General features: G+C 51.1%; 13 protein-coding genes and 1 tRNA gene. 2 read left to right on the top strand and 12 right to left on the bottom strand.

The window, feature by feature from the left end; all coding sequences use genetic code 11:
• Positions 1 to 59: 59 nt before the first annotated feature.
• The gene (locus tag APA10_RS00195) at positions 60 to 830 is read right to left on the bottom strand and encodes an RNA methyltransferase (protein WP_003629672.1); all 771 of its coding nucleotides are present in this window, start codon (positions 828 to 830) and stop codon (positions 60 to 62) included.
• Positions 827 to 2,260 (bottom strand): cysteine--tRNA ligase, encoded by a 1,434-nt coding sequence (gene cysS / locus APA10_RS00200; protein ID WP_003629671.1) that lies wholly within the window; start codon positions 2,258 to 2,260, stop codon positions 827 to 829. Before cysS ends, APA10_RS00195 begins: the two co-directional genes overlap by 4 nt.
• Before the next feature lie 72 nt (positions 2,261 to 2,332).
• Here cysS and APA10_RS00205 point away from each other — a divergent pair.
• Positions 2,333 to 2,407 (top strand) — tRNA-Thr (locus tag APA10_RS00205).
• A gap of 45 nt (positions 2,408 to 2,452) precedes the next feature.
• Here the strand turns inward: APA10_RS00205 and APA10_RS00210 are convergent.
• The 6 genes from APA10_RS00210 to tsaE all read right to left on the bottom strand — a co-directional run bounded on the left by APA10_RS00210 (position 2,453) and on the right by tsaE (position 12,497).
• Positions 2,453 to 3,790: a bifunctional folylpolyglutamate synthase/dihydrofolate synthase gene (locus APA10_RS00210; RefSeq protein WP_003629670.1), complete on the bottom strand. Its 1,338-nt coding sequence runs from the start codon at positions 3,788 to 3,790 to the stop codon at positions 2,453 to 2,455.
• A gap of 7 nt (positions 3,791 to 3,797) precedes the next feature.
• A complete protein-coding gene (gene accD / locus APA10_RS00215) occupies positions 3,798 to 4,703 on the bottom strand; it encodes an acetyl-CoA carboxylase, carboxyltransferase subunit beta (RefSeq protein ID WP_003623367.1) in 906 nt (301 codons plus the stop codon).
• 184 nt (positions 4,704 to 4,887) lie between these two features.
• A complete protein-coding gene (gene trxA, locus APA10_RS00220; protein ID WP_003629667.1) occupies positions 4,888 to 5,214 on the bottom strand; it encodes a thioredoxin TrxA in 327 nt (108 codons plus the stop codon).
• A gap of 127 nt (positions 5,215 to 5,341) precedes the next feature.
• A complete protein-coding gene (addA, locus tag APA10_RS00225) occupies positions 5,342 to 8,914 on the bottom strand; it encodes a double-strand break repair helicase AddA (protein WP_003629666.1) in 3,573 nt (1,190 codons plus the stop codon).
• Complete coding sequence (gene addB, locus APA10_RS00230) at positions 8,911 to 12,000, bottom strand: double-strand break repair protein AddB (protein WP_003629665.1); 3,090 nt, start codon at positions 11,998 to 12,000, stop codon at positions 8,911 to 8,913. Before addB ends, addA begins: the two co-directional genes overlap by 4 nt.
• The gene (gene tsaE, locus APA10_RS00235; RefSeq protein ID WP_050923485.1) at positions 11,997 to 12,497 is read right to left on the bottom strand and encodes a tRNA (adenosine(37)-N6)-threonylcarbamoyltransferase complex ATPase subunit type 1 TsaE; all 501 of its coding nucleotides are present in this window, start codon (positions 12,495 to 12,497) and stop codon (positions 11,997 to 11,999) included. Before tsaE ends, addB begins: the two co-directional genes overlap by 4 nt.
• Positions 12,498 to 12,845: 348 nt before the next feature.
• Between tsaE and APA10_RS00240 the strand changes: the two genes are divergently transcribed.
• On the top strand, positions 12,846 to 13,631 hold the full coding sequence (locus tag APA10_RS00240; protein ID WP_035365828.1) for a response regulator transcription factor: 786 nt from the start codon (positions 12,846 to 12,848) through the stop codon (positions 13,629 to 13,631).
• Between the two features lie 93 nt (positions 13,632 to 13,724).
• Here APA10_RS00240 and glmM read toward each other — a convergent pair whose 3' ends face one another.
• The 4 genes from glmM to tilS all read right to left on the bottom strand — a co-directional run bounded on the left by glmM (position 13,725) and on the right by tilS (position 19,708).
• Positions 13,725 to 15,083 carry a phosphoglucosamine mutase gene (gene glmM, locus APA10_RS00245; protein WP_035365827.1) on the bottom strand — a complete coding sequence of 453 codons (1,359 nt, stop codon included), beginning with the start codon at positions 15,081 to 15,083 and terminating at the stop codon, positions 13,725 to 13,727.
• A gap of 133 nt (positions 15,084 to 15,216) precedes the next feature.
• On the bottom strand, positions 15,217 to 16,251 hold the full coding sequence (gene folP, locus APA10_RS00250) for a dihydropteroate synthase (RefSeq protein WP_003629661.1): 1,035 nt from the start codon (positions 16,249 to 16,251) through the stop codon (positions 15,217 to 15,219).
• Between the two features lie 74 nt (positions 16,252 to 16,325).
• Positions 16,326 to 18,263: an ATP-dependent zinc metalloprotease FtsH gene (ftsH, locus tag APA10_RS00255; protein WP_003629659.1), complete on the bottom strand. Its 1,938-nt coding sequence runs from the start codon at positions 18,261 to 18,263 to the stop codon at positions 16,326 to 16,328.
• Positions 18,264 to 18,400: 137 nt separating this feature from the next.
• Positions 18,401 to 19,708, bottom strand: a complete 1,308-nt coding sequence (gene tilS / locus APA10_RS00260) for a tRNA lysidine(34) synthetase TilS (protein WP_050923482.1) — start codon at positions 19,706 to 19,708, stop codon at positions 18,401 to 18,403.

The raw sequence follows: 19,708 nt of genomic DNA on the forward strand, positions 1-19,708 counted from the left end.
TTTACTGCTGCCAGCCGTTTCTTATGGGCTGGCAGCAGATACCTTGCCTTTAAAAAATATCAGTCTTTCCGGCGTGGATGTGCCAGTTCTCGCACAACGCCATGTAGCGTGCGCAGTTCCTGCTCAGTGACTTCGCCGCGTGTGAAAAAGTGGCGGAGGTTCCGCACCATACCGGGGCGCTTCTGCTCATTTCGCAGAAAACCGCAGTCATCCAGCTCACGCTCCAGATGTTGCAGAAAATTCTCCAGCTCCCCTTTGGTCACCACATGAGTCTCGTTCGTCATGAGTTCACGCGGGGGTGTCTGATCCTCTGCCATCCACCATTCATACGCCATGATCATGACGGCCTGCGCCAGATTGAGCGACATAAAAGCCGGGTTAAGCGGATAACGAATAAGCGCATCTGCCCGCGCCATATCTTCATTATCCAGGCCAGCACGTTCGGGGCCAAACATCAGGCCTACCTTTAACCCACGCCCTGTTGCCGCGCGTAACTCTGCTGCACCTCCGCGGGCCGTTAAAACTGGCTTGATGATATGCCGCGGGCGTGGGCACGTTGCATAGACATGGTGCAAGTCTGCCACGGCATCATCTACACTTTCATGCACTGTTGCAGCTTCCAGAATCCGATCTGCTCCGGAAGAGGTACGCCATGCACGCTCTTGCGGCCATCCATCCCGCGGGCTGACAAGCCGCAAATGAAAAAGGCCGCCATTGGCCATGGCGCGCGCTGTGGTGCCAATATTTTCCGCCATTTGCGGACGTACCAGAATAACAACAGGCGTATTACCTATTGGCTCCAGAGGCGCCCCCCCATCCCGACCGGTCATGCCCGCCTCCAGCTTGTGCCATCTTTGGTATCTTCCAGCACAATGCCCTGAGCCTGAAGCTGATCACGCAGCGCATCTGCCTTTGCAAAATCGCGCGCTTTGCGGGCCACCAGACGTTCGTTAATCAGGGCCTCAATGGCCGTATCTTCATCAGAGGCATCGCCTTTAAACCACTGTTCCGGGTCACCCTGCAAAAGCCCCAGCATGCCTGCACCCGCTTTAAGAGCACCTGCGGCCTGCCTGTCTCCTGCCAGAGCCTGCGCTGCAAGAGCGTGCAGTTCTGCAATGGCTTTAGGTGTGTTCAGATCATCTGCCAGAGCTTGCATCACGCCCTCCGGCACATCCGTTTCGGGCACAGGACCTGCAGCAAGGGCACGGTAGAACCGATCCAGCGTTTTACGTGCTTCCTGCAAACCGGCCTGCGTATAATTCAGGGTGGAGCGATAATGTGCTCCTAACAGCAATAGCCGCAGAGCTTCTGCCGGAGCCTGTGCCAGCACATCCCGAATGGTGAGGAAATTGCCCAAAGACTTGGACATTTTCTCGCCCTCAACCAGCAGCATGGCATTATGCACCCAGTAATTGGCAAACTTGCCATGAGGGAAGCAGCACAGGCTCTGGGCACGTTCGTTTTCATGATGAGGGAACAAAAGGTCTGATCCACCACCATGAATATCAAAGCTATCTCCCAGATAACGGTGAGACATAGCGGAACATTCAATATGCCAGCCCGGTCGGCCACGGCCCCAAGGACTATCCCACCCTGGCTGATCTGCGTCCGATGGTTTCCACAGCACAAAATCACCCGGCGCTTTTTTGTAGGGAGCAACCTCTACACGTGCACCAGCTTCCAGCTCTTCGGGGTTGCGGCCAGAAAGTGCGCCATAGGACGGGAAGGAACCAACTGAAAACAGCACGTGGCCCTCGGCCTCATACGCGTGGCCGTTTTCAATCAGCCGCGCGATCATGGCCTGCATTTCACCAATATTATGCGTGGCGCGCGGCTCTATATCCGGCGGCAGCACATTCATGGATGCCAGATCCTGATGGAACTCTTCCGTAGTGCGCTGGGTTAGAGAGCCAATATCCTCCCCATTCGCGCGGGCTCGTGCGGTAATTTTGTCATCAACATCCGTGATGTTCCGCACAAATGTCACGCGCGGATAAACATGCCGCAGCAGGCGCACCAGCACATCTGCCGTAAGCATGGCCCGCAAATTGCCAATATGCGCCAAGTCATACACTGTTGGTCCACAGTAATAGACTTTTACGTGTGCCGGATCGATTGGCGTAAACGGCACCGTGGCACGACTTTGGCTATCGTGCAGGGATAGAACTGGGTGAGGAGGAAGATGAGAGTGCGGCATGCAGCCTAGATGCGCCAGCAGCGGTTTGGATGCAATATCCTGCGAGCCCAAAAAACCTTTCATCAACACAAAAACAGGTCTTGACGAGTGGGGGTGGTTTCAGCTTAATTCTGCCCCTGCGAAATACGCATCAGTGCCCTTATAGCTCAGTGGTAGAGCAACCGCCTTGTAAGCGGTAGGTCGTGGGTTCAAATCCTACTGGGGGCACCACTTTTTCCCATTAAAAATTTGGCTATAAATGGCAGGTAGCCGGTTTTACGCGGCCACCCATCCATCCTGCTTGAGCGCAACACCAGCCAGATACAAGCTGCCACAAATCAGCACTCTTGCATGCTGTTGAGGGTTTTGGGCCACCAGCGCATCCAGCGCATCAACCAGCGTTGGCCCTATCTGAGCCTTTCCGCCAGAAGCTTCCACAATTGCTTCCACCGGCAATGCCAAATGCTGCTGAGGCTCGCAAATAGCCCAAACGCTAGATGCAAATGGCAGCACCGGATTTAAAAAACCTGTGGCATCCTTGGTCTGCTTCATCCCTACCAGCACGTGCAGAGGCTGATCTTTCCAGTGTGCCAGCTCCTGCGCCAACGCATTGCCTGCCCCGGGGTTATGGCCACCATCCAACCAAAGTTCCCAGCCCTCCGGCAAATGAGAAGCCAACTTGCCGTGGAGTTGCTGCATACGTGCAGGCCAGCTCACGCGGCCAATGCCCTGCCATGCCTGTTCCGGCACATGCAGGCCGGAAACACGCAAGGCTTCTACAGCAAGGCCTACATTTTCAACCTGCCACGCCCCAACCAATGCTGGCTGCGGTAATGTGAGCTCTCCGGCCTTATCTGCAAATCTCAGCTCAGCCGTACCCGACTCCGCATCATTCTGCGGAGAAATCGACCATTCTGCCCCACGCCGATAAAGCGGCGCACCCACCTTATCAGCCTGTGCTTGCAAAACCTTCATAACCGCTTCTGGCTGATTGCCTGTTACGGCAGGCACGCCGGGCTTGAAAATACCGGCTTTTTCTCCGGCAATAGCTTCCAGTGTGTCGCCCAGAAACGCCTCGTGATCACGCGAGACAGAGGTGACAATACACGCAGCAGGTTTACGCAGCACATTGGTGGCATCACACCGGCCACCCAGCCCTACTTCAATAATCGCCAGATCTGCCGGGTGGCGGGAAAAAAGCAGAAAGCCAGCAGCTGTCAGAACTTCAAAGACGGTAATGGGTGCGCCATCATTCACCCGCTCGATCTCTTCCAGCGTGGCAACCAGTTCCGATTCGCTCACCAGCTTACCGGCGATACGAAACCGCTCCGTCACATCCACCAGATGCGGGGATGTCATCACATGCACACGCCAGCCTGCGGCCTCACCAATAGCGCGTAAAGTCGCGCACGTGCTGCCCTTCCCGTTTGTACCAGCAACATGGATAACTGGAGGCAGCTTTTCTTCCGGGTGCCCCAGCTTTGCCAGCAGTGCTTCCAGCCGCCCCAAGGAAAGATCAATCAGTGCTGGATACAGGTTATTCAGCCGTTCCAGCACCGCGCCTGTCCGGCCCGTAAATTCTGCTGTGGGGCCGGAAGCTGCTGCTTTTGTCATGGAAGGATTACTCTGCGGCGGCGGGAGCCGGTGCCTGCGGGCGCGGCGGCGGGGCTTTTACATCTGCTGGTGCATGCATCAGCAGCCCGATCACACGGGCCAATGTTGCGGGCACATCCTTACGCTGCACCACCATATCCAGCATACCGTGATCCAGCAGGTATTCGGACCGCTGGAAGCCTTCAGGCAGCTTTTCGCGCACCGTGTCCTGAATAACGCGCGGGCCAGCAAAACCGATCAGCGCATTGGGTTCGGCCATCTGCACATCACCCAACATGGCAAAGGAGGCCGTAACCCCACCTGTGGTCGGGTTGGTCAGCACCACAATATAAGGCAGCCCGGCTTCTTTAAGCATCTCAACAGCTACAGTAGTACGAGGCATCTGCATCAGGCTGATAACGCCTTCCTGCATACGCGCGCCACCAGAAGCGGTGAAGATAACCAGGGGAGCCTTTTGAAGAATGGCCAATCGTGCTGCAGCCACAAAGCGCTCACCAAATGCAGCTCCCATGGTGCCTGCCATGAATTCAAACGCCATTACGCCAACAACAGCCTGATGGCCGCCAATGGTGCCGTGGGCCACAATGAGCGATTCGTCCAGATGGCTTTTTGCGCGCGCATCCTTAAGGCGATCTGTATATTTTTTCTGATCGCGGAACCCTAGCGGATCAACCGGAGCAGAAGGCAGCTCAATACGGGTGAAGTCTCCGTTATCAAACGTCCATTTCAGACGGTCCATAACCGGTGCACGCATGTGGTGCCCACAATGGGGGCACACATTCAATGCCTTGTGCAGCTCTTTGGTCAGAATCATCTGGCTGCATGAGTCACAGGTCGTCCACAGATTATCCGGCACATCCCGACGCAGCAGGCCGCGAATTTTGGGACGAACATATTCGGTGATCCAGCTCATTTTGAACCCTGTGACTGCACAATACAAATTGCAGGGACAAATATATGGCCCAGCACGCGTTGCATTACGCTGGCTGGGCCTATCTGCCAAGTTTTATGAAAACCTACAGGCCAAATGCCCCTGCGGAAAATAAGCCTGAAGCTTGCAGTTTACCTTTAAGCTTCAGGCCATATCGAAGCTCTGATTACAGAGCGCCTTCAACCCATGCCTTCAACTGGCTTTTGGGCAGGGCACCTTGTTTTTTGTCTATGATCTGCCCATTGCGCACCAGCATAAGAGTTGGAATTGCCATTACGCCATATGCTGTTGGTGTTTCTGGGTTATCATCAATATTCACTTTGGCAACGGTTACCTTACCAGCAAACTCCTTGCCAATTTCTTCCAGCGCTGGACCAATCATCTTGCAAGGGCCGCACCATTCTGCCCAGAAATCTACCAGCACAAGGCCAGACGCCTTGAGAACATCTTTATCAAAGCTGGAATCGCTGACAGCAAGCGTGTGTTCACTCATTTTCTGGTTCCTTAAACTCTCCGGCACGCGCCTGCATGCCGTGAACTGCCTTTACCAATACAGGGCAACAAGCTGAAACGGCTTTCTACCCAACTCTTCCTAACACTTAAGGTTGCGCTTGCTGCGGTCAAGATACAGCCGCAGGCAAAATGCCGGGCGCATACTTATCCAGCAACGCATCTGGCAGAACATCTGCACGTGGCATTTCTGTCCAGACCAAAACACAAACTACGGGCCGATCGGGCCATATGCCTTGCAGAAGGGCACGATAAGCTGCCATCTGCCGGAGGTATAGAACAGGTGTATCCTGCACCCTACGGGGGGCATGGCGGCCGGTTTTAAAATCACACACCAACACTTTGTTGGGCAGCACACGTAAACGGTCAACCTGCCCCACAATAACTTGCCCGCCCGCCACACCGGCCAAACGCTGTTCCGCCCGTGCAGACGGATCAAACAGATCTACCAGTTCAGGCAGCCGCAAAACTGCAATAACCTGTTGTGCAAGTTCGGCAGCTTCATGTGATGACAAACCACTTGCTGGCCGCGCCAACCACTGATGCGCCATGGCAGGTTGCTGCTCTGCCGAACAGGCAGGCAAAAACTGCAACAAAGAATGTACCAGATTACCACGCCGAAAAGCTGCCTCACGTGCTTTAGCTGGCGTTACGGCAGCAATGTCCAACGGCGAACGTACAGGGGGTAACGGCCCCAACATGGCATCATCTGGTTTACTTGGTGCCAACGGGCGCGCCAGCGGGCTTTCAGCTTCTGGCAAAGTAGGTTTCCACAACGGAGCAGTTCCCATCCATTGCGGTAGCAAGGCTGTATCCTCGCTCTGCTCAACAGAAGTCGGGACAGATTTTTTGGGGTTGGCTTCTTCTTGTGGCGTTTCTTCCAGAAGCAGCATGGAGCCAGACCATCCACCTTCCTGAAAGTCTATTTCTGTCGCACCTGCTTTTTCAAAACCAATTCGGCATCTTTCGTACCAACTTTCTGCTGGCACATTGCGTCCCGGTTTCCAGCCACAAACAACCAGCCGATCTGCCGCACGTGTAAGCGCTACGTACAGCAGGCGATTATATTCCTCTACCACACGGCTACGCATCACGTCTTTTAAGCTACGCGTTAAGCCAACAGACAAAGCATTACGCGGCACATACAAAGGCACATCTATATTTTGTTTTTTATCATGCGCCCAAAACAATCTTTCCTCAAAACGTGGGAGACCAACTGTATCTGGCAAAATGACCAGACCGGCCTGTAACCCTTTAGAACCATGAGCTGTCATGATTCTTACAGAATCTCCGCCAGCTTCAGCTTCCCGCTTCACGGTTTCCTCAGAATGACGCATCCAATGCAGAAACCCCTGCAAAGAAGGTGGATGCTGATCCTGATACCTTATTGCTGCAGAAAGTAGTTCATCAATTGGTTCCGCTGCTTCTGGCCCCAATCGGGCAAGAAACCGTGCACGTGCACCCCCCGGCCCCAATGCAGCAGAAAGAAACTCATAGGGCGTTAAATAATCTACCTGCCTGAACAAACCATTCAAAAAATTCCAAGCCTGTTTCCAATCTGACTGCTCTGCATGACGCTCTCGGAGTGCTGACCACAACGGTTCTCCTTTTTCACGCCCAGCAGCCAAAGCCATCAAGCTGTTATCCGACACACCACCTAGCGGAGATGTAAGCACACAAGCCAATGTTAAATCATCTTGTGGCAACAGGAGTGCTGCGCACAAAGAAAGCATGTCCTGCACAGCCAGATGCTCGGCCAACCCTGTACGCACAAGCGTAACTACAGGAATGTTATGGCCTTTCAAGGCACGAACGAGCATTCCGACAAATGGTGAACGACGTGGCACAAGAACCAAAACATCACCCGGCGTTAAAGGCTTTTGTCCAGATAAGGGTTTTTGATTTAACTGCCTGAAAATATACCCCGCTACAGCATCTGCCAATTTCTGGCGTGGGCTCTGCCGCGTTGCATTTCCTTGCGCTGGCTCCCACGGGCTAATAACGTCTTCTTCCTTTTCGGCCTCAACCAACGGCCATAATTCTACACGCCCACCTTCGCCGGGACGCGCAGTAATATGTTCCATAATTTGACCGGGTTCTTCCACAACCCCTTTAGCTGCCTCTGGATCTGCAAAAACAGCATCAACAAGTTTAAGAACTGGTGCAGTTGATCTGAAAGAAACCGTGAGTTCAGGCTCACGCCATAATAAATGTGCATCCTGAACACGCTTTTTGAACTTCTGACGCCATTCCCGAAAAGAATCAGGATCTGCCCCCTGAAATCCGTAAATGGACTGCTTATAATCCCCTACGGCAAAAATAGTCCGAGGCCGCTCATCTTCACTCCGCCCACCAAGGCCTGCAAAAAATTCTTCTGTCAGATCACCTGCAATACGCCATTGCTCAGGAGAGGTATCCTGCACCTCATCCAGCAACAAATGGTCTATGCCGCCATCCAGCTTATACATCACCCATGCAGCACCGGGTTCTCGAAAAAGCCCTAATGCACGTTGAATAAGATCATCATACTCAATTTGACCATGACGCGCTTTTTGCGTTGTATAGAGGCTAGAAACAGCCGCTGCCATCTTAAGCAATGCGCTTCCCATTTCAGCCAGTTTTCGAGCGCGCAGCTGTTCCTCTACCTTGGAAATACGTTCAGATTCTTTTTGAATATAGAGTGAAATATCAGAGTATTTTTCAGAAAGTTTTTTAGAAATCAAACCAACAGAGCGTAGTTTTCCCTCTTTTGTAAGAAAACCATTGCGCCACACAGACCATTGCGCTGCACGTTCTGATGCAGGCAGGGATAGCCAATCCAAAAGAGAAAAAGCATTCCTTTTTATTGCTTCGGATCCCTCCTTAGAAAGAATCTGAAACCCCTCTCTTAAATTCTGTTCTTCTGGAAAATTCGTGCATGTTTTTTCAAGAAATTCAGAAGTGTTTTCATGTAGTATATCAGGTGACAACCCTAGTATCTGGCATAATATAGCTTCAGCCTTATCGGAATCCTTCACAACGATTTTCAACAAGGAAGATGATCTTTCATCTTTTCTCAAAACACCTGAAATAAAAATAAAATCTCCCAAAGATATCTGACCAGACAAGGGAGAGATAACACCTTCTTGTTGCTGACCTAAAATAGCTTCTACACACGCCTGCAAAGCCAAGGAGGCATCTGTTTCTTCCATAACCGTAAAGTGTGGATTCATGGAAGCTTCAAGAGGAAAACGCCGCAACAGAGATTGGCAAAACGCATGGATTGTTCCAATACGCATACCCCCTGGAAGATCAAGCACTTCTGCAAATAATGCCCGTGCACGACGCCGCGTTTCCTCTGTGCAGGGAACGTACAACCCGGCTAGTTCTTCATCTAATTCTTTATCTGATAATGTTACCCAACGGCCAAGGCGCTTTTGCAGACGAATAGACATTTCTGCTGCGGCCGCCTTGGTAAAAGTCAGACACAAAATACGGGCAGGAGAACTTCCGGGCAGGATAGAACCATCTTCTGCCAAACGCGGCAACATCAGGCGCAAGAGGCGATCAATAAGCAGTTTGGTTTTACCGCTTCCCGCAGAAGCAGAAACAAAAACTGATGCTGAAGGATCCGATGCCAGGGCCTGTTGCGCATTGGCCTGAGAAATAGCTTTTTGTAAAGCTTTCTGTGCAGATATGCTCATTCCTCATCCTCCTTGCGGGCCGAATTCCACTCGGGCACACGTGCCAGACGTGCATAATCGGCAAAGCGTGGTTCTCTACCCGGATGAGGGTGAGAAAGGTAAGGCTGATCTGGTTGATCGTATGCTGCTATCCGCAATAGCAAATTTTCCCAAGTTTGTTCGGCCAGGTCTGTAAGGCTGAGTGCTTCACGGGTTTTGACAACCACCTCTTCTCCCGGCTCTGCACCACCAGTTAGACGCCAATAAATAAGATCTGATATTTCTCTTGAATGTTCAGGAACTTCCTTAAAACCACCCCGAATAATCATAGCAGCCTCAAGCGGTAGCTGCGGGCTCCAACCGGCCAAAACATCTTTGGCAGATGGTAACGTGCCAGTTTTGTAATCCTGCACAATCACGTGCCCGTCAGCATTTAATTCTATACGATCTGCTCGGCCAACAATGTCAAACTTACCGCCCGGGGCATCCATAATGCTTACACGCCCACGAATTTCTGTAAGAATAGCGCGTGGCACACCGTGTTCATTCCGCCGCTTTTCTTCAGCCTGCACGACCCACTGAGCAATACGCGTTAACCTAGGAGCCCACCATGCACGCAATGCTGGACGCAAAACATGTTCCTGTAAACTTGCAGAAAATAAATCGCATAATTTCTTTTCTGCATTATCAGGCCATGTCACACCATATGCTTTCACCCAACGCTCTAACGCTTTATGCACAATCATCCCGTAATCGGATGCATCTGCGGCTTCTTCCAACTCAGGCAAAACTTCAAGACGTAAAATGTGTTTTGCGTAAATAGCGTATGGATCTCTTATCCAGGTTTCTATTTCTGTCACACTTAAACGACGAGGCCGCAGTGCAACGGGTGGCATAGGCAGCGGCGGTGCAACAGGTATTGCTGGCCCTACTGGCTGATCCAACTTATTCAACCAAAGCAAAGCTGGGTGATTAGGAATATGCCCCTTACGGCCAGCCAAGAAAGCATCCAGCCGTGTAAGCCATCTGGTCGGCACAACAGGCGCTCCTTCTCTGCGTCGTGCGCTGGAAAGAATAACTGTACCTGCGGCAGCTGCGCTTGCAAAAAAATCATGTGCCGCCTGTCCGACAGCTTGCTCTGGAGATGGAAGCCCCATTCTTTGCCGCATAGGGCGACTCATCCACGGGCCAGCATCCACTACGGGCGGCCATACTCCTTCGGAAAGGCCACCCAAAATAACTGTTTCTGCCGTTTGCAGGCGCGATTCAAACAAACCCCAGATAAGAACACGTGGATGTAAAGATTTTGGATCTCCACCTCGGCGCATAGCAACGCGTTCAGGAGCCAGAACCGCTGTTAACAAACCATCTAAAACAACAGGAGGTTGAGGCGGCAAAACCTCTGATGCCAACATTAATTCTGTTAATTGGCTGGCAAGCAGATTGCCTTCCTCACCACGCCACAAACGTTCTGATGCACTTTCTTCATCAGTAGCAACCAAGCGCTCTACTGTGGCGATTAATGCTGCCAGCAAATCTGGTACAGGGGCACAATGCTGTTCTAAATCTTGCGCTATCTGCATACCTGCTTCTGCCGCATCCAGTTCCCATCCAAGAACCGGCTCCAGACAAAATTCCAGACGCTCCATGAAAACAGACAATGCAACCGGACCAAAAGGGCGATCAGCTGTAACGCCTCCTTCTAGCTTGGCTTTTTCCCTTTCATTCGGGTTTTCTAAAGCACTTTTCACAACCTGACATAAAGCGGCAAAACCAGGAGGAGGCGCCGGCCCCCGTAATATAGCACGCTCCAAAAGGCGCGCTGTTGCGCGGCAGACACCTGCTGCAAAACCACATGCAACCAAAGGATGTTTTAAAACACTTAAAAGAGATACGGGCGAAAACTTGCTATCTACCATTTGCGCAACAAGACGCAACAGAACAGCCGCTGGTGTATCCACCAAGGATGAACCTGCACTATCATCCGCCAGTACACCCCATCGCGCCAGCTCTGTGGCGACACGTGCAGCCAACACACGATCGGGTGTTACAAGAGCCACACGATGCGCAGGTTTTTCAATAGCCTCACGCATGATCATACTGATTGCAACAGCTTCTTCCTGCTGATCAGCGGCATCTAGTCTGTAAACATTTTCTAATTCAGCCCCACCTGAATGAGACCAATCACCCAAAGCTTCGGCCGGAAGAAGAACACGTGCAAGAGTAGATGCACGCTCAGATCCCGTACCTTCACCTTCCCAAACTTCAATCTTATCTCGTGTGATTTCTAAATTTTTTAGTAAAGAACTCAGTCCAGCCTGAGGGTGACTATCTGGCAAGGAAAAAAAAGTCTCTTCTGCCATCATCATATCCAAGCCAGGCAATATAATCTTGCCTGCGGGACACTCCAGAACGGCCTGCAACACTTTTACTGTAGGCTGCATAACGTGTGTAAACCCTGCAGCCCATATAGGTGTAATCTCACCCTGTTGCGCAAGTTTACGCCATAAATTGGCCTGTGCCTCAAGCAATGCCACCTGTCTGGCCACAGGGTTTATCACCCCATTTTCCTTGAGCCATTCAGGCCATGCTTGTGTCACAATTTCGAGAAATCTTAAAATAATTTGCCAATGTTCAGCAAAATTTTCCTGCACAGCTTCTGGCAAACGTTCTGCCAGATTAACGCCAGACCACTCTGCCTCATCCATTAAATCTGCCAGAGCTTTTGCCAGAGGCCATGCCTGATCTAACGTTGGCCGCGTGCCAAATGCTTTATCTGCCTGCAAAACCAGCCGGGCCAACACAGCCAGCCTTGTCATTCCAGCGACAGCGGGAGGCAGATCCAACGCCAGTTCGCCACCTATGCCGGCAGATAACCCAAGTTCCGCTTCATCCAACGCACCAATAGGTACAATACGGGGCAGCAATACACTCTGCCCATCCATATGGCGCAAAAAGGCTTCTGTTAATGCACGTGCGGCACGCCTACCGGGCAATACAATAATGCCCTCACCTATAGCTTCTACATTATGATGTGCAGCTTCAATCCAACGTAAGGCAAGCTGGTCCAGAAAAGGAAGATGCGCGGGAATTGTTGCAAGTTTCATATGCCAGCCCCGTAGCCTGCCAAATCTGCCTTTTTCAATCTTTCACCCCACCCCGATAACCTGGCTTGGCGTTGCCCATCTGCCAGAACATGTATTTCGAGATTCAAGGCATCTTCTGGCAACAGATCTTCCAGTTTTTGAGGCCATTCAACAAGCACCACGCCCTCTCGGGCTTCATCCCATCCAAGCTCTTCCAGTTCATCGGGACCACCCAACCGCCATAAGTCAAAATGAGATACGGTGCATGAAGGAGCTTCGTAGGATTGCACTAAGGTGTAGGTAGGGCTTGGCACCTCCAAACTGGGCGCATGGCAAAATGCGCGCAAAAAAGCCCGTGCAAAAAGGCTCTTCCCAGCCCCAAGCGGCCCAGAAAGTAAAATGGCATCGCCTGCTCGCGCATATTCTGCCAGTTTTGTGGCCAGTTTTATTGTGGCGTCTTCATCTTGCAGAATCATATCTCTGGCCATTTTAGCCTTCTCCATGCATTGCCCAACCATGTATTATAAATCACAATCATGAGAGATTTTTTGTTGCACTCGCTCCGATATCACAAAGATGTGCATTACAGGCATAACAAACAAATATTCCATATATCCCATTATTTATAAATAACTTTCTTAAAACCTTCCAAATAAAAACCTAACATTTTTTATAATTTCCTTAATCTTTCCTCATTATTATATTTGTTTCGATATGCATAAAACGCATACTTGGTACGCGCTAAAGAGAAGCCCTGAACGAAATATGGTTTGTTTCTTTTTAAAACACGTATAGGTTTAGACGTATCAACAAAATGCAACCACAGGGTGCATTTCTGATTCTCTGAACCATAATGAGGTTCCACCATGCGTATTTTACTTTTAGAGAATGATTTCACTTCTAGTCGGACCATATTTTCAGCATTAACAAAAGCTTCTTTTTCGGTGGATATAGCTCAGTGTGATCAGGAAGCTATAGAATTACTCAGAAACTATGATTATGGCCTTGCCATTCTACACTTGCAGCAGCCTGATATTCATGGCTACGAGATTCTTAGCACATTACGATCTTTAAAACTTGCAACACCAGTTATTGTTATCTCACCAGTTAACAACCCAGAAGTAAAAACCAAAGCTTTTGCCGCAGGCGCTGACGATTATATCATGGATCCATTTGATGCGACTGAACTTACAGCCCGCATACAAGCTATTTTACGGCGGGTGCACGGCTATGCCCACCCTGTTGCACAGATTGGCGATCTTACAGTTAACTTCAACAGTCATACCGTAACAGTCAATAATCAGCCTGTGCACCTGACCGGAAAAGAATTTGCCATTCTTGAACTCCTTGTATTGCGCAAAGGCATTGCTCAAACCAAGGAAACCTTCCTCAACCATCTTTATGGAGGGCGGGATGAACCGGATATAAAAATTATAGATGTTTTTATCTGTAAACTTCGTAAAAAACTTCAGGCCGCAGGGGCAGGAAATCTTATTTCCACCGTATGGGGCAGAGGTTACATTCTAAATGATCCTCAGGCATCTCAAGCATACGAGTCCATGTCCGCTCTCAGTAAACCTCTTGAAAAATCGCAATCAACCTCAAACAGGCATGCCTCTCGCAAGCATGAGGATCCTTTATCTTTACTCTAAAAAATAAAGTGTGATTATTTCAATATTCTCTAAAACTCATAATGAGAATTCTAGGGAAAAGAATTTCAAAAATTCCTTTCCCTAGAATTTGTTTTACGCAGGAACCTTTACCTGCTCAAGCACATCGCACATCTGGTCAACAACTTCATCAACCAGATTTGCGTCTTCTGCTTCCGCCATAACGCGCACCAAAGGTTCTGTACCGCTTTTGCGCAGCACCAAACGACCACGCCCTGCAAGCTTACGCTCTACCTCAGCTTGGCGGCTTTTTACTTCAGCCATATCAAGCGGACATGCACCCTTGTATCGAACATTTTTCAGCTTTTGGGGAAACGGCTGAAATAGCTGGCACACTTCACTAGCCGGACGACCATCCTGCACCAAAACTGCCAGGATCTGCAAAGCTGCAATCAGCCCATCCCCTGTTGTTGCAAAGTCTGTCAGCACCATATGCCCGGATTGCTCACCGCCAATGTTAACCTGCCGTTCCAGCATGCGCTCTACAACATAGCGATCACCCACCGCCGTACGTTCTAAGCTGAGGCCTAGATTTTCAAGAAACCGTTCCAATCCCATGTTGGACATAATGGTTGCCACAACGGAATTACCCATCAGGCGCCCTTCACGCACCCAAGACTGCGCAATAAGAGCGAGAATCTGATCACCATCAATCAGGCGGCCGGTTTCATCTGCAATCAACACACGGTCTGCATCGCCATCCAGAGCAATGCCCAAATCCGCCTTATGTTTTACAACAGCGGCACACAGAGCCTCGGGATGTGTTGAACCACATTTTTCATTAATATTTACGCCGTTAGGCTCACACCCTATTCGGATGACTTCTGCACCCAATTCCCACAATGCTGTGGGTGCAACCCGATAAGCAGAGCCATTGGCACAATCAATAACAATCTTCATGCCATCCAACCGCAATTTGCGCGGAAATGAGGCTTTAGCACTTTCTATATATCGACCTGCAGCATCATTCAGCCGGGATGCCCGACCGATATGTTCTGGCTTTGCAAGATATGCCGTAAGATCTTTCTCCATCAGAGCTTCAATTTCGCTTTCATCCTGATCAGAAAGCTTGAAACCATCTGGGCCAAACAGCTTAATGCCGTTATCCCCAAAAGGGTTATGAGAGGCAGAAATCATAACGCCCAGATCTGCTCTGAGGGAACGTGTCAGCATAGCAATGGCAGGTGTTGGCAACGGGCCTACCAACGTGACATCCATACCCGCAGAAAGAAAACCCGAAACCATGGCGCTTTCGATCATATATCCAGAAAGTCGCGTATCTTTTCCTAACAGAACGCTATGCCGATGATCCCCCCGCTTGAAATGCAACCCGGCAGCCTGCCCGAGTTTTTGGGCCACTTCCACCGTCATTGGGGCAACGTTAGCGGTGCCACGAATACCGTCTGTTCCGAAAAAACGCTTCATTCTGCTCATTCCATTCTGTCCGCCTCAGACAGAAAAAGCCCATCCTGCACAAAGAACGGAACTGCCTTCTTGCGGTTTTCTTTTATTTCCTAAAACGGTTTCAGGCTGGAAGAAACCTTGTTCAGCCCGGAAACTTACTTTTTTAGATCTGATATATTTCCCGCCACACGTTTACAGCCTGCATCATGCCCGTAACATCATGCACGCGCAAAACCGGGTTACCTAATGCAATAGCAGGAAAGGATGCCGCCTGCGTTCCTGCATCCCGCAAATGCGGTGTAGTTTCACCAGTAAGGTTGCCGATCATCCGCTTGCGAGAAACGCCAAATACAACCCGACAGCCCAAGTTAGCCAGTAGCAGAATATGCCGCAATAGCTCCTTATTCTGCTCAAAGTTTTTTGCAAAACCAAATCCCGGATCAACCATAATCCGATGTCTTGCAATGCCACCTTTTACGGCAACCTCAATTCGTTGTGCGAGTTCACGCACCACGTCTACACTCACATCTTCATACACGGCATGCTGCGCCATAGTTTGGGGTGTGCCGCGCATATGCATGAGCACAACACCGCAATCTTGTGAGGCCAGAAGCGGCAAAGCCGCAGCATCATATGCAAGGGCTGTCACATCGTTGATAATATGCGCTCCAGCAGCCAAAGCACGCTGCATGACATAACTGTTCCGCGTATCTACAGAAATAGCCACATTAGGCAGTTCTGCCTTTAGGGCAGCAAGAACCGGACCAACACGTTGCCATTCTTCTTCTGGTGTTACTGTGGCGGCACCAGGGCGTGTGCTTTCTCCCCCAATATCCAGCACGGTTGCGCCAGCCCGCACCATTCCATGTGCTTTTAAAAGGGCCTGATCACTACTTGCCAGTTCGCCACCATCACTAAAACTATCTGGCGTGATATTCAGGATACCCATGATCTGGGCACCTGTAGACAAACCCACTGGCGGTACAGAGCGCGTTATCAGCTCAAGCTCCGGAGCCCAGTCCTGCGGCACTTTCTGTACAGGCATTAAACCTGCTGTTTGATAGCCTTCTATCAAACGCACAAACGTAAATGCCGCCGGACCACCACACAAAGGTAAAGCATCACCCTGCTTGATAGCTGCTTGCGCTATGCTGCCATAAACAAGCCCCAAGGGTTCAATCAGCCGCGCATACGTCATTTCATCAGCTCTTCCCAAACGAAAAGAGGCGACATTTCTGCCGCCTCTTTCCACTTTACATCTTTATTTGAAAGTTAGCTTGGCTGAGGCACTGGGGCTGGTCCGCCGGTTCCATTTTCCGGTTTATCCGAACCCTGAACATCCGGCCCACCAACCTGAGGCACAGAAGAACGCCGGTTAACCGGGTCGCTTTCTTCCTCTTCCTTACGTTCAATTGGCTGGCCACGCATGATCTGGCGGATTTCTTCACCACTCAGGGTTTCGTATTCCAGCAGAGCTTCTGCCAGACGGCGTAGTTCATCGATGTGATCATGCAGATAGTTCCGGGCCTGCACATAGGCTTCGTCTACAAGACGACGAACTTCTTCATCGATCTCACGCGCTGTTTCTTCCGAGAAATTGCGAGAAGCCCCAGCAAAGAAACCACCATTCTGGTCATCATCCGCGTAGGCAATCATGCCCAGCTTGTCGCTCATACCCCATTCAGTCACCATGCTACGGGCCACGCGGGTTGCCATTTTAATGTCACCCATGGCGCCGTTGCAGACGTTATCCTTACCGTAGATAACCTCTTCTGCAACACGGCCACCCATAGCCACCACAAGATGCGCGAATGCGTTTTTCTTGCTCATGGACAGGCGATCATCTTCTGGCAGACGCATCACCATACCCAATGCGCGACCACGCGGAACAATGGTTGCCTTATGGATAGGTTCACTTTCAGGAACCAGAACGGCGGTAATAGCATGCCCTGCTTCATGATAAGCGGTGCGCCGTTTTTCATCATCGCTCATAATGAGGGAGCGACGTTCAACACCCATCAGCACCTTATCTTTTGCGTCTTCAAATTCACGCATAGAAACGGTGCGGCGCCCCAGACGTGCAGCAGACAGCGCAGCTTCGTTCACCAAATTGGCAAGATCAGCACCAGAGAAACCGGGGGTGCCACGGGCAATAATACGTGGGTCCACATCAGATGCCAGCGGTACCTTGCGCATATGCACACGCAGGATTTTTTCGCGGCCAGACACATCCGGGTTTGGCACCACAACCTGACGGTCAAACCGACCAGGGCGCAGCAATGCCGGGTCAAGCACATCTGGGCGGTTGGTAGCAGCAATCAGGATCACGCCTTCATTGCTTTCAAAACCGTCCATCTCAACCAGCATCTGGTTCAGGGTCTGCTCGCGTTCATCATTGCCGCCACCCATGCCAGCACCACGATGGCGACCAACGGCATCAATTTCGTCAATAAAGATAATGCAAGGCGCTGCTTTTTTGCCTTGCTCGAACATATCACGCACACGGGATGCGCCAACACCTACAAACATTTCAACAAAGTCGGAACCAGAAATGGTGAAGAAGGGCACATTGGCTTCACCAGCAATGGCACGTGCCAGCAATGTTTTACCTGTGCCCGGAGGACCAACAAGCAGCACGCCTTTGGGGATCTTGCCGCCCAAACGCGTGAACTTCTGTGGGTCCTTCAGAAAATCCACGATTTCCTGCAGTTCCCCTTTGGCTTCATCAATCCCAGCCACATCATCAAACGTGACGCGACCATGCTTTTCTGTCAGCATCTTGGCGCGGGATTTGCCAAAGCCCATGGCCCGGCCACCAGCACCCTGCATCTGCCGCATCATGAACAGCCATGCAGCCACCAGCAGAATAATGGGCAAGGAATTAAGGAAGTAACGCAGCAGCGGGCTGCCTTCCTGCTCCAATGGTTTGGCCACAACCTCTACCCCTTTGCCCACCATGCGGGTCACAAGGGAAGGATCAAGCGGCGCATAGGTTTCAAATGCCGTGCCATCAGTCAGCGTGCCGGAAATGTTATGATTTTGCATCACAACAGACCGAACATGCCCTGTATCCACATCGGCAATAAAGTCCGAATATGCCAGCTGCTGTGCAGCGTGCTGCGTGCTCCCCGGCTGGAACATGTTCACAAGCAACAGCAGCAGCAGGATAATGCTGACCCACAGCGCCAGATTGCGGCCTAAATTGTTCATCTTGCCCGTATATCCATACCTAGTGCGAGAATGCCGGAAGAGTCTTTATCTGACCGGCTGCCGCAGAAAAAAGCAACCTCTCCCTTTATTAAATGGGAGGCCACCTGCGTATTCCTAGTCTGCGAGCTGCACATATTTTAAGAATCTTGTGCAACTGCACCATACACGCTGCTGCTGGTAACCGAAACCGCCGGGCGGAAAATGAACTCTGCCCCAAGTAAATCGAGCTCATCTTCTGCCACCCAGCCCAAGTGCGGCACAGCAACACGCTTACCTGCGCGCCATAATGCAGGAAGCACAGCACAAAACCTTGCCTGCTGCCCATTACGAATTTTACGCGCCAGCCCATACCCGGCAGCAGCAACCATCAGCCCTACTTTTGAAACCGAGGCAGGAAGGCATAACACAAACCGGTTATCCCACACGGTGCCGTTTTCTGCCTGCTGCGCGGGGGCCATTGCTGCTGCTTCGCGCATAAGCACCCATTTCTGTGCATGCCGTATCAGCCGTGTGCCTGCTAACGTGGCTTCTGTTGCCATATCTTTCAAGCGCACCACAGCAGATTGAGCAGGCGGATATTCAGCCCCACCAATACTGCGGATAAGGGCTGCAAGCACATCAACATCTGGCAATTCCGGCCCAAGGGCTGCCCAACCTTCCGGGCACATTACAACATGCTGGACAAGCTGTACGGCGCGTTCGCGCTCTTTGCGCATCCGAAGCTGGCCGGATTGCATGCCCAATTTCCAGAAATGCGCACGTTGATCGTTTTCTTGCAGCAGAAAACGCAAACGCACACGCTCCGCCCGCTGGTCCTGATTGGAAGGATCATCCACCCATTCAAGATGCGCTTGCCGTAACGTGTTCCGCAATGCAGCTCGAGAAAATCCAAGCAAAGGGCGAATAAGCCGGATATCGGGCCGCACAGTTATCCAGCCCATACCTGCCAGCCCTTCTGGCCCGCTGCTGGAATTTTGGCGCATCCAGACTGTTTCAGCCAGATCATCCGCCTGATGACCCAGCAAAAGGTCCGTGCACCCATATTCCTGACAGGCGGCTATCAGACGTGCATAGCGGGCCTCTCTGGCTCTGTGCGCCATGGCCGAACCTTTTTTAAGGTCTGTAAGCACCAGCAATTGCGCCGGAATATTCATTGCCCGCAAACGCGCAATGGTCTGCTGCGCTTCCTGCCCAGATTCTGGACGCAAGCCGTGATCTACCACCAAAGCCAGCAGGTTTTTCCGCCAGAAAGACGCCAGCCACGCAAGGCACAGGCTATCTCCGCCTCCAGAAACAGCCATAGCAATAGGAGGATAATCTGATTGATCAGGAAAAAATGGCCCTAACTGGGCCATACATTGTGCAAAACAGGCAGGAGAAACGGGCTGATCGGAAAAAACATCACGCCCAAATAATACAGGAGCAGACACCTTTCCCGATACCAC

It is taken from the genome of Acetobacter pasteurianus subsp. pasteurianus LMG 1262 = NBRC 106471, assembly GCF_000285275.1.
Lineage (GTDB): Bacteria > Pseudomonadota > Alphaproteobacteria > Acetobacterales > Acetobacteraceae > Acetobacter > Acetobacter pasteurianus.